Genomic DNA, 10640 nt, shown 5'->3' with positions numbered 1-10640 from the left:
TACCGGTTCAGCTCGAACCGGGTCAGCGTCGTGCCCGAGCCCGTCCGGGCGGCCAGGGCGGGATCGTCGGTCGCGACGACGGTCACCAACCGATCCTGAGAACCGAACACCCGCACCGTCTCCGGGATCAGCACATGGTTCCAGGCCCCCTGCTCGGTGCGCAGGTTGCTGAACATGGTGAAGGTGCTCTCCGACCTCAGCCCCAGGTACGGACAAGCCGCGTTGACGAGCAGCAGCGCCACCGCGACGACGAGGATCGGGTGCCAGAGACGCCGTCCCGACGGTGGGCGAGCGTATTCGGCCGCACCTCCCGGAGGACGCCGACCGAGAACGAACGCGACCCCGGCGATCACGACCATGACGACGATCGCGAGCCGGGCGACGCCGCCGAGCCCGTCGGACCACGACCACGGGTCCCGGCCGAGTACCTGTGCCGCCGCGAACCACACGGCGACCCCCACGACGAACAGGACCATCGAAGCGATCGGCGTCGCCACGATCCGGGTCGCCGATCGCAGCCGCCGGTGTCGGAGCACGACTGCATGCAGGGCCGGGACGGTGTGCGTCGGCAGGAACGCGACGTACAGCGCCAGGGCCACGGCGGAGAACGGGACGTTGCCCGCCAGCGCGAGAACGACGTGGAACGCGCAGCCGAGCATCAGGCCGACCACCCGCGTGCGCGGCACCGCGAGCAGGATCGGCAGTGCGATCTCGATCGCGATGGTCGCCCAGATCGACGGGGTGATGCGCCACGTCCCGGTGAACAGCGTCGGGTCGAAGAAGATGATCTTCTGCGACATCGGGCCGGCGCAGCTGGTCTGCGGGTCGAGGAAATCGGTGTTGAGCTTCGACAGCGCCGCGGCCGCGTAGACGATGATCAGCTGCACCCGCAGGAACGGCGCGATGGTGTCGAACAACTCCTCGGGTGCGGGCAGTCGTCGGTTCCGGGCGAGGGTCCACGCGAGCAGAGCAAGCACGCTCATGCCGGTCACGAGCACGACGAGCGTGTGGTCGCCGACGTAGGGCAGGTCGTGGCCGACAGCGACGACCTCGGCGGCCAGCATGATCGCGAGGCGTCCGACCGATGTCGGTCGGACCAGCAGCCACAGCGCGGCGAGGATGGCCACGGCATGCAGGGAGTCGGTCTCGAGTCCGTCCCACCACAGCTGATGCAGGATCAGCGACACCGCCAGCAGCGTGGAGAACAGACCGAACAACCACCGACTGCTCAGTTCCCGAACCCGGGGGTCGACCGCCCCGCCCGTCAGGGGCGGTCCAGGTAGAAACGTGCCGTCTCGGTCGCGATGGCCGATACGGCACCGGCGAGATCGGTGTCGATCTCGGACTCGGAGGCCAGGGCCGCCGTCAGTTCGTCTCCGCGGATGTCGCGTTCGCGCAACAGCTCCCACGCCTGCGTGACGAGCCGGACCGACGTGGGGTGGTCCAGCTCGGGGCGGTTGGACCGTAGGGCCGTTGCCGCCCAATCCGGATCGAAGGTGCCGCGGGGCGGGCCGAAGACACGCTCACCCGACGAGTAGCTCTGGGGGTCTCCGGATGCGGTCACATCAACCAGTGTGCCAGCGTGGAGAGCATGGACCGCGAGTATCGATTCGAGGTGGTGACGCTGGTGGTGTCGCCGGGGCACGCCTACTTCGGACGCGCCAAGGACGGCCCCGCCGACGACGTTCCCACCGCGCTCCCCGACCACGTCGACATCGTCGCCGACAAGGGCATCCGTGGCGACCGGTTCTTCGGGGTGCGCGCCCACACCGAGGCAGCGGTGACCTTCCTGGCGCTCGAGGCGTGGGAGGCCGCCACCGACGGCGCCGACCCGGTCGTCGCACGACGCAACGTCGCCGTCCGAGGGCTCGAACTCGATCCCCTGCGCGGCGAGGAGTTCGAGATCGACACCGGCGACGGCCCGATCCGGTTCCGCGGCGGTCGCCCGGCCCACCCGTGCGTCTGGATGGACACCATGGCCGGCGAGGGATCACGCAAGGCGCTCATCGGTCGCGGTGGCCTGCGGGCGCAGCCGCTCACCTCCGGCGTCCTGCGCATCGGCAACGCGATCATCCGATGTTCGGTGGATCTCGACCCGGCGCGTGCGGCCGACCAGATTCGCCGCGCGCAACCCATCGCCGACGGGAGATGATGATCGCGTGACCGCTCCCGAGCCGCGCCCGCCCCTGCCCCCGTTCACGATGGACACCGCGATCGCGAAGGTGCAGGCCGCCGAGGACGCGTGGAACAGCCGAGATCCGGACAAGGTGAGCCTCGCGTACACGCCAGACTCGGTCTGGCGGAACCGTGACACCTTCCTCACCGGACGCCCCGCGATCGTGGAGTTCCTGACCGCCAAGTGGGAGCGCGAACACGACTACGTCCTGCGCAAGAGCCTGTGGGGATTCCGGGAGAACCGAATGGCCGTGCGGTTCCAGTACGAGTGGCACGACGCCGACGGCGCATGGTTCCGCAGCTACGGCAACGAGCTGTGGGAGTTCGACGAGTACGGGCTGATGCGACGACGGGAGGCCAGCATCAACGACGTGCCGATCGCCGAATCCGACCGCCGGTACTTCGGGGTCCGCCCCGACGACGAACGCGGCCCCGGGCACGACATCGTCCTCGACTGACCACCCGCAGACGACGACTGGGCGGCTGCGGACGTCGACTGGGCGGTTGCGGACGCCGAGTGGGCGCAGTCGGCCCGCGAATCGGCCACTAGTCTGAGCATCGACCCCGGGAGTGATGTGCACGACGCCGAACCGACACGCAGTGCAGGCCGATTCAATCATCGGTGGAAAGCTGCTCTCCTCGTGGCGATCGTCGTCGCGATGGTCGTCGTCGCCGTCACCGTCGACATCCCCGACCCTCAGCCGCTGCGTGATCGGGTGGACGGTGCCGGCGCGTGGGGCCCGCTCGTGTTCGTCCTGGTCTACATCGCGGTGTCGCTGACGCCGTTTCCCGCCAGTGCCCTGACGATCGCCAGTGGTCTGCTGTTCGGACTGATCGAGGGCGCGACCGTCGTCATGATCGGCGCGACGATCGGCGCCTGGCTCGGTTTCCGACTCGCCCGATGGCTCGGACGCGACGGTGTGGCCCGGCTCGGGTGGGAGCGGATCGCGTCGATCGACGCGATCCTGCAGCGCCGCGGTCTGATCGCGATGGTCCTCATCCGACTCATCCCGTTCCCGTTCGCAGTGGTGAACTACGCGGCCGGACTCAGCGCCATCCGGGGTCGCGACTACCTCGTCGGCACGGTCGTCGGCATCCTGCCGTCGGCGATCGGGTACACCGCGGTGGGTGCCTACGGGACGTCGCCGCTGTCGTGGCCCTTCGTCGGCGCGCTGGCCGCGGTCATCGTCATCACGCTGGTGTCCGGGTTCGCCGCCCGCCGACTCCGCCACGGCGGTGGAGCGGATGCCGATGCGCCGGTGGTCGACGACGTGATCGGTCGCTGACGTACAGCGGCACCGTGTGCTTGTCTGGAGTCATGGCCTCCGCTGACATCAACTTCTACTTCGATCCCGTCTGCCCGTTCGCGTGGATGACCAGCAAATGGGTCCGCATGGTGCAGAGGGAGCGTGACTACACCGTCGAGTGGCGGTTCATCTCGCTGCGACTCCTCAACTCCCACATCGACTACGCGGCGCACTTCCCGCCGGAGTACGAGGCCGGCCACACCGCGGGACTCCGGCTTCTCCGCGTGGCCGCGTCGGTTCGAGATCAGTACGGACGCGACGGCGTCACCGCTCTCTACGCCGCGCTCGGTGAGAAGATCTTCGACTCCGAGCCCGTCCCCGACGAGCCCGACGCGCACGAACGCCGCGGCACCGCGGACTTCGTCGCACCGATCCTCGACGACCTCGGCATGGCCCCGACGCACCTCGCGGCGCTCGACGACGACACGTGGGACACCGTCATCCAGGCCGAGACCGACGAGGCGCTCGGGCTCACCGGCAAGGACGTCGGGACACCGATCATCCATTTCCGCCCGCCCGAGGGGATCGCGTTCTTCGGTCCCGTGATCAGCCGCCTCCCCCGCGTGGAGGAGGCGGCCGAACTCTGGGATCACGTCGTCGGGCTCGCGCAGTTCCCCGGCTTCGCCGAACTCAAACGCAGCCTGCGCGAACGTCCCCAGCTCCGTGCACTCGGCGTGAGCGACGAGGACACCGGTGTCACCGAGGACTGGCACGGAGGGTCGCGGCGCCAGAAGAAGTAGGCGACCACCACCCCGCCACCGCTCGGTCAGCTCAGCGCGTCGACCGCGGCGATGATGTCCGCCGTCTCGGTGCGCGTGGTGTAGTTCGGATGCACGTCGATGAACGAGATCGTCCCGGCGGCGTCGAGCACGACGACGGTCGGGAACGGCAGATCGGCGGTGCCGTCGGCGTTGTGCTCGGTGACATCGAGACCCAACTGCTTCTGCGCGGCGATGGCGTCGGGGTTGTTCGGCGCGATGATGCCGAGGTTGCCGGCGAGCGTGTTGCCCGGGTCGGACAGGACCGTGAAGGTCAGCTCGTTGGACTCCTGCGCGCTGAGCGAGCCGTCGGGCTTCTGCGGGCTGATGGCGATCAGGGTCGCGCCGCGTTCGGTCAGCGCGGGCACCAGTTCACGCTGATACGCCCCCAGCGCGACGTTGCAGTACGGGCACCATGCACCGCGGTAGAACACCAGGACCGCGGGGCGTCCACCCAGCTCGCTGTGCAGACGGGTGGTGTCCCCCTGCGCGGTGACGAGGTCGACGTCGGTGACCGCCGTACCGACCGCGGCCACGCCTGCGGGGGTGCCGGCCGCGTCGAGCCCGTCGCGATCGGCGGCGAACGCCGCGCTGACCTCGGTGGGTAGTTGGGTGAGCGACCCCTCGAGGGTCGCCGTCAGCTGCTGGGTCATCGAATCCTGCGATGTGGTCATCGTCGGTCCTTGTCTGGTGTGCGGTTCCCGCGGCGCGTCGCCGCGGTGACGCCAGCCTGCCGACGAAAAACTGGACTGTCCAATCCAGAAAATCTATCCTGGTGCGATGACCGTCGAGGCGCACCGCACGAACACCGGCAGACCCCTCACCGCCAGGGGTCGGGAGACGCGAGCGCGCATCGTGGGCGCCGCGGCGGAGTTGATGCTCGACACCGGGGTGGCCGGCACGACGATGGAGGACGTGCGTGCCCGCGCCGGGGTGAGCAACTCGCAGATCTATCACTACTTCTCCGACAAGTACGCGCTGGTGCACGCGGTCATCGCGCATCAGGACGAGACGATCGTCGGTGCGCACGAGGCGATGTTCGCCGAGCTCGACACGATCGACGGGCTGCGGCAGTGGTGCGCGTGGATCGTCGAGTACCAACGCCTCGGCGGGTGTTCGGGCGGATGCCCGCTGGGATCGCTGGGTGTGCAGGTCGCCGAAGTCGATCCAGGAGCGCGCGCCGGCGTCGCGCAGGCGCTGTCGCGGTGGGAGCGGGCGATTCGGCGGGGCTACGAGTCGATGCGCAGCGGCGGCGTATTGCGCGCCGACGTCGACACCGAGTCGTTGGCCAGGTCGACGCTCGCATCCCTGCAGGGCGGCCTGCTGATGGCCCAGATCCACCGCGACACCGCCCCGTTGGAGGCCGCTCTCGACGCGGTCATCGCGCACGCGCGACTACTCACGACCGCCGAGTATCGCTAGCGAACTCCCTTGCTGTTGACCGCCGAGTCAATTACTGTTGACCGTATGGTCAATGAAATTGGCGTCCGTCCATTGAGCCGCCTGCGTCGCCTCGTCGGAATCTATGTCGCGGTGGTCGCAGCGACGATCCTCGCCCTGATCGTTCTCAGTGCGACCGCGCCGTCGCAGGCTCCCACCGAGGCGTGGGTGCATGCGGTCATCGTGGCGGCGTTCGCGGTTCTACTCCCCCTTCGTCTACGAGCGGCGGAGCGCGGGAGTGTGCGCGCCGTGCGGGCCGTCGGAATCATCGCGGCGGTCCTGCTCGTGGTCAACGTCGTCCAAGCCCTCCTTCCGGACCTCTACCCGGTCTGGATGCGTGTGGAGATGGTCGGCATCGCGGTCGTGATGGCCGGCGTGATCGCTGTCGTCGTCGGCGATCGGACGTGACAGACGCGCCCGTTCGCCGTCGACTCAGCCCGGCCCAGCGTCGGGACCAGCTCGTCGCGGCGACCGTCGACGTCCTCGACGAGGTCGGCTACCAGGCGACCACCGCCGACGCGATCGCGTCCCGAGCCGGGGTGTCGAAAGGTCTTCTCTGGCATTACTTCACCGACCTCGACGACCTGCTCGACACGACGGCACGGCAGACTCTCCTCGTCCTTCGATCAGCCGTCGCGGACACCCTGGACCTGTCGGAGCCCGCACCGCGGGTCATCCGCGCGGCGATACACGGTGCTGCCGGTCTCCGCCTCACCCACGGCGCGCAACGCCGCGCCATCGCCGAGATCGTGGTGAACCTGCGGACGTCCGACGGCGACCTGCGCTTCGGCCTCGACGACTACGACGAGACATACGCGCGACAGGCCGAGATATTCGCGCGAGGTCAGTCCGAGGGTGACTTCGACGAGGCCCTGGATCCGTTGCTCATGGCGGTCACCTACCAGGGCGCGGTGGACAGCATGCTCGGCTACCTCGACGCACACCCCGCCACCGATGCGGCCCGTCATGCCGACCAGGTCGCCGACATGCTCCTGCGCGGTATCCAGAGATCCACCTGAACGCCCGTTGCCTCGGTGGCTAGGTGGCGGCCGGGGCGATCTCCGGTTCGTCGACCGGCTCGCGAGACAGCCGCCCCGCGCACCAGGCACACATCATCAGCTGGATCTGGTGGAAGATCAGCAGCGGCAACACGATCAGGCCCACATTGCTGCCCGAGAACAGCACCGCGGCCATCGGCAATCCGGTGGCCAGGCTCTTCTTCGTCCCGCAGAACTGGATGGCGATGGTGTCGGCGCGGTCGAAGCGCAGGCGTCGGCCGACGAATCCCGTGAGCCACAGCAGCGCCCCGACGAGAACGATCGAGCCGGCGATCAGCACGAGCACCTGCCACCACTGCACCGTCGACCAGATGTGCTCGCGCATACCCTCGCTGAACGCCGAGTAGACCACCAACACGATCGACCCGCGGTCCACCAATTTCGTCGGTTTCGCGTGCCGGGTCAGCCACCCACCGATCAACGGTCGCGCGAGCTGTCCGACGATGAACGGTACGAGGATCTCGAGCACGATCGTGAGGATCGATGTCCACGAGATCGTGATGCCCCCGGTGCTGGAGATCAACGCCACGACGAGGAGCGGCGTCAGCACCACGCCGAGCAGATTGGACGCCGACGCGCTGACGATCGCCCCGGCGACATTGCCCCGGGCGATGGACGTGAACGCGATGGACGACTGCACCGTCGACGGCACGAGGCACAGGAACAGCACGCCGGTGTAGACGTCGTCGCCGAGGACGTGCGGCGCGATCGGTTTGAGCGCGAGACCGATCAGCGGGAACAGCGCGAAGGTGAAGGCCAGGATGGTCAGGTGCAGACGCCAGTGCCGTAGCCCCTCGAGCGCCTCGCGCGGGTGCATGCGCGCGCCGTAGAGGAAGAACAGCAGAGCGATGGCCGCCACCACGACCCATGACGTGATGTCGGCGAACTCACCGCGTGCGGGGAGCAGCGTCGCGACGCCCACCGTGGCCAGGATGGCCAGGATGAAGCCGTCGATGTGGAGGCGTGAGAGCACTCGATCCGACCCCGGGCGGCTAGGAGACCGTGGTCGCCGAGTCGGGGGTCGCGGAGTCCGGCGTCGAGCAGGCGCCCTGCAACGCGCAGCTGCCGCAGCCGCCACCGGTGCCGCAGCTCTCCTCCCAGTCGGGCACGCGCGCCGCGGCGCGGAGACCGAAGGAGCTGGCCGCTCCGAGGATGACCAGCGCGGCGACCAGACCGACCAGCGCGAACGCCAGCCCGACACCGCCACCGGAACCGATCCCGATGACCCCGGCCAGCGCGAGGATGACCGCGCCGCCCACCAGACCCGGCCCGGCCACGACATGCGCGACGGCGAACGTCTCGTCCGACCGCAGCGTCACGGGGGTACGGATCCCGACGAAGCGATTACGGGGCAGGCGCCGCATCAGTCCGAGCACACCGGTCACGCCGAAGGCGACAGCGAGCACGAAGTCGGCGACAGAGATACCGACGGCAACAGAATTCACTCCTCGATGATACGAGCGACACCGCCAACCGTCACCGTCAGGGGACGCTTTACGCTGGTCAGGTGACTGAGTACCGCTACACCGCGCAGCTGGCCGGCGAGATCGAAGAGCGCTGGCAGCGCAACTGGAACGACAACCGGAGCTTCGAGGCCCCCAATCCGGTGGGCCCGCTGGCCGGTGATCTCTCCACGTTCGCGGGCGGCGCGGGCAGCGGCAAGCTCTTCATCCAGGACATGTTCCCGTACCCGTCGGGCGCGGGCCTGCACGTCGGCCACCCCCTGGGCTTCATCGCCAGCGACGTCTACGCACGCTTCCACCGCATGGACGGCGCCAACGTCCTGCACACCATGGGCTTCGACTCGTTCGGCCTGCCCGCCGAGCAGTACGCCGTTCAGACCGGTACCCACCCGCGCACCACCACCGAGGCGAACATCGAGCGCTACCTCGCGCAGATCCGTCGTCTCGGACTCGGGCACGACGAGCGTCGCCGGGTGGCGACCACCGACCTGGAGTTCTACCGCTGGACGCAGTGGATCTTCCTGCAGATCTACAACGCCTGGTACGACACCGACCTGGGCCGTGCCCGGCGGATCGACGAGCTGGTCGCCGAGTTCGACTCCGGCTCCCGCACCCCCGCCGACGGTTCGGTGTGGGCCGACCTCGACGCGGCCGGTCGCGCCACGGTGATCGACGGGTATCGCCTGGTGTACCAGTCGGATTCGATGGTGAACTGGTGTCCGGGTCTGGGCACGGTGTTGGCCAACGAGGAGGTCACCGCCGACGGTCGCAGTGACCGCGGCAACTTCCCGGTGTTCCGGAAACGACTGCGGCAGTGGATGATGCGTATCACCGCGTATTCCGATCGCCTCATCGACGACCTCGACCTGCTGGACTGGCCGGACAAGGTCAAGGCCATGCAGCAGAACTGGATCGGCCGGTCCCGTGGCGCGCAGGTCGCGTTCGGGGTCCCCGGCTCCGACGCCGCCATCGAGGTGTTCACCACCCGCCCCGACACCCTGTTCGGCGCCACCTACATGGTGCTGGCCCCCGAACACCCACTGGTCGACGCGCTGACCGCCGACTCGTGGCCCGCCGGGGTCGACGACCGGTGGACCGGTTGCGCCTCCGATCCCGCCGCCGCGATCGCGCAGTACCGCGCCGGCATCGCCGCGAAGTCCGACCTCGAGCGCCAGGAGAACAAGGAGAAGACCGGTGTCTTCACCGGCGGCTACGCCGTCAACCCGGTCGACGGACGCCAGATCCCGGTCTTCATCGCCGATTACGTGCTGATCGGGTACGGCACGGGCGCCATCATGGCCGTCCCGGCGCACGATCCGCGTGACCACGAGTTCGCGACCGCGTTCGGTCTGCCCATCGTCGAGGTGATCGGGTCCGAGCAGGGCGTGGCCGAGGCCGCATTCACCGGTGATGGCCCCATCGTCAATTCGGGATTCCTCGACGGCCTGCGGGTCGACGCCGCGAAGGCCACGATCATCGACTGGCTGGAGAAGCAGGGGGCGGGCACCGGCACGGTGCAGTACAAGCTGCGCGACTGGCTGTTCGCCCGTCAGCGCTACTGGGGCGAGCCCTTCCCCATCGTCTACGACGCTGCGGGAGAACCGCATCCGATTCCCGAGTCCGATCTCCCGGTCGCGCTGCCCGAGGTCGCCGACTTCGCTCCGGTGTCGTTCGACCCCGACGACGCCGACAGTGTGCCCTCTCCCCCACTGGCGAAGGCCACCGACTGGGTCAACGTCGACCTCGACCTCGGTGACGGCCTGCAGCACTACACCCGCGACACCAATGTCATGCCGCAGTGGGCGGGCAGCTCGTGGTACCAGCTGCGCTACATCGACCCCACGAACTCGGACGAGTTCTGCGCCAAGGAGAACGAGGCCTACTGGATGGGCCCGCAGACCGATGTCCACGGGCCGGACGATCCGGGCGGGCTCGATCTGTACGTGGGCGGCGTCGAGCATGCTGTGCTGCACCTGCTGTACTCGCGCTTCTGGCACAAGGTGCTCTTCGACCTGGGTTACGTCACCTCGAAGGAGCCGTACCGAAAGCTGTACAACCAGGGCATGATCCAGGCGTTCGCCTACACCGACGCCCGCGGGGTCTACGTGCCCGCGGAGGAGGTCGAGGAGCGCGACGGCGGGTTCTTCTACGAGGGTCAACCGGTCAACCGCGAGTACGGGAAGATGGGCAAGTCCCTCAAGAACTCCGTAGCGCCCGACGACATCTGCCGTGACTACGGCGCGGACACGCTGCGCGTGTACGAGCTGTCGATGGGCCCGCTCGATCAGTCCCGTCCTTGGGCCACCAAGGACGTGGTCGGTGCGCAGCGATTCCTGCAGCGGGTCTGGCGTCTGGTGATCGACGAGGAGACCGGCGAGGTGCGGGTCACCGACGACGCGCCGAGTGAGTCGGCGAACAAGCTGCTGCACAAGACGATCG

Annotated in this window: 13 protein-coding genes; 8 read left to right on the top strand and 5 right to left on the bottom strand. The window is 68.6% G+C overall.

The features are described from left to right. Together JHC79_RS11820 and JHC79_RS11815 are read right to left on the bottom strand one after the other, a co-directional pair. A partial coding sequence (locus tag JHC79_RS11820) for an HTTM domain-containing protein (RefSeq protein WP_296390915.1) occupies window positions 1-1217 on the bottom strand: 1217 nt, incomplete at its 3' end. 47 nt (window positions 1218-1264) lie between these two features. After that, window positions 1265-1564, bottom strand: a complete 300-nt coding sequence (locus tag JHC79_RS11815; RefSeq protein ID WP_296390913.1) for a hypothetical protein — start codon at window positions 1562-1564, stop codon at window positions 1265-1267. 27 nt (window positions 1565-1591) lie between these two features. Here JHC79_RS11815 and JHC79_RS11810 point away from each other — a divergent pair, with 27 nt between their 5' ends. The 4 genes from JHC79_RS11810 (at window position 1592) to JHC79_RS11795 (ending at window position 4222) form a co-directional block, all read left to right on the top strand. Next, window positions 1592-2152, top strand: coding sequence for a molybdenum cofactor biosysynthesis protein (locus tag JHC79_RS11810; RefSeq protein ID WP_296390911.1), 561 nt, complete (start codon window positions 1592-1594; stop codon window positions 2150-2152). Window positions 2153-2201: 49 nt separating this feature from the next. Then, a complete protein-coding gene (locus tag JHC79_RS11805) occupies window positions 2202-2633 on the top strand; it encodes a nuclear transport factor 2 family protein (RefSeq protein ID WP_296390940.1) in 432 nt (143 codons plus the stop codon). Between the two features lie 183 nt (window positions 2634-2816). Next, the gene (locus JHC79_RS11800) at window positions 2817-3461 is read left to right on the top strand and encodes a TVP38/TMEM64 family protein (RefSeq protein WP_296390909.1); all 645 of its coding nucleotides are present in this window, start codon (window positions 2817-2819) and stop codon (window positions 3459-3461) included. A 32-nt stretch (window positions 3462-3493) separates the two neighbouring features. Further along, complete coding sequence (locus JHC79_RS11795) at window positions 3494-4222, top strand: DsbA family protein (RefSeq protein WP_296390907.1); 729 nt, start codon at window positions 3494-3496, stop codon at window positions 4220-4222. A gap of 26 nt (window positions 4223-4248) precedes the next feature. On the opposite strand, the gene JHC79_RS11790 is transcribed toward JHC79_RS11795, so the two are convergent. Continuing rightward, the gene (locus tag JHC79_RS11790) at window positions 4249-4914 is read right to left on the bottom strand and encodes a peroxiredoxin-like family protein (RefSeq protein ID WP_296390905.1); all 666 of its coding nucleotides are present in this window, start codon (window positions 4912-4914) and stop codon (window positions 4249-4251) included. A 106-nt stretch (window positions 4915-5020) separates the two neighbouring features. Between JHC79_RS11790 and JHC79_RS11785 the strand changes: the two genes are divergently transcribed. From JHC79_RS11785 to JHC79_RS11775, 3 genes are read left to right on the top strand one after another with little or no spacing between them, the layout of a single operon-like run. Beyond that, on the top strand, window positions 5021-5662 hold the full coding sequence (locus tag JHC79_RS11785; RefSeq protein WP_296390904.1) for a TetR/AcrR family transcriptional regulator: 642 nt from the start codon (window positions 5021-5023) through the stop codon (window positions 5660-5662). 45 nt (window positions 5663-5707) lie between these two features. Further along, a complete protein-coding gene (locus JHC79_RS11780) occupies window positions 5708-6088 on the top strand; it encodes a hypothetical protein (RefSeq protein WP_296390901.1) in 381 nt (126 codons plus the stop codon). Further along, on the top strand, window positions 6085-6699 hold the full coding sequence (locus tag JHC79_RS11775) for a TetR/AcrR family transcriptional regulator (RefSeq protein WP_296390899.1): 615 nt from the start codon (window positions 6085-6087) through the stop codon (window positions 6697-6699). Before JHC79_RS11780 ends, JHC79_RS11775 begins: the two co-directional genes overlap by 4 nt. A 19-nt stretch (window positions 6700-6718) precedes the next feature. Here JHC79_RS11775 and JHC79_RS11770 read toward each other — a convergent pair whose 3' ends face one another. Both JHC79_RS11770 and JHC79_RS11765 read right to left on the bottom strand, forming a co-directional pair. Next, on the bottom strand, window positions 6719-7711 hold the full coding sequence (locus JHC79_RS11770) for a bile acid:sodium symporter family protein (RefSeq protein WP_296390896.1): 993 nt from the start codon (window positions 7709-7711) through the stop codon (window positions 6719-6721). A gap of 19 nt (window positions 7712-7730) precedes the next feature. After that, the gene (locus tag JHC79_RS11765) at window positions 7731-8183 is read right to left on the bottom strand and encodes an SdpI family protein (protein ID WP_296390895.1); all 453 of its coding nucleotides are present in this window, start codon (window positions 8181-8183) and stop codon (window positions 7731-7733) included. Window positions 8184-8245: 62 nt separating this feature from the next. On the opposite strand from JHC79_RS11765, the gene leuS reads away from it, so the two are divergent. Next, window positions 8246-10640, top strand: a 2395-nt coding sequence (leuS, locus tag JHC79_RS11760; RefSeq protein WP_296390893.1) for a leucine--tRNA ligase, incomplete at its 3' end; no start/stop codon positions are given.

The organism is Williamsia sp., assembly GCF_016462415.1.
Taxonomy (GTDB): Bacteria; Actinomycetota; Actinomycetes; order Mycobacteriales; family Mycobacteriaceae; genus Williamsia_A.
Note: the sequence above shows the minus strand (reverse complement) of the source record. Positions and strands in the feature narration are given on the sequence as shown.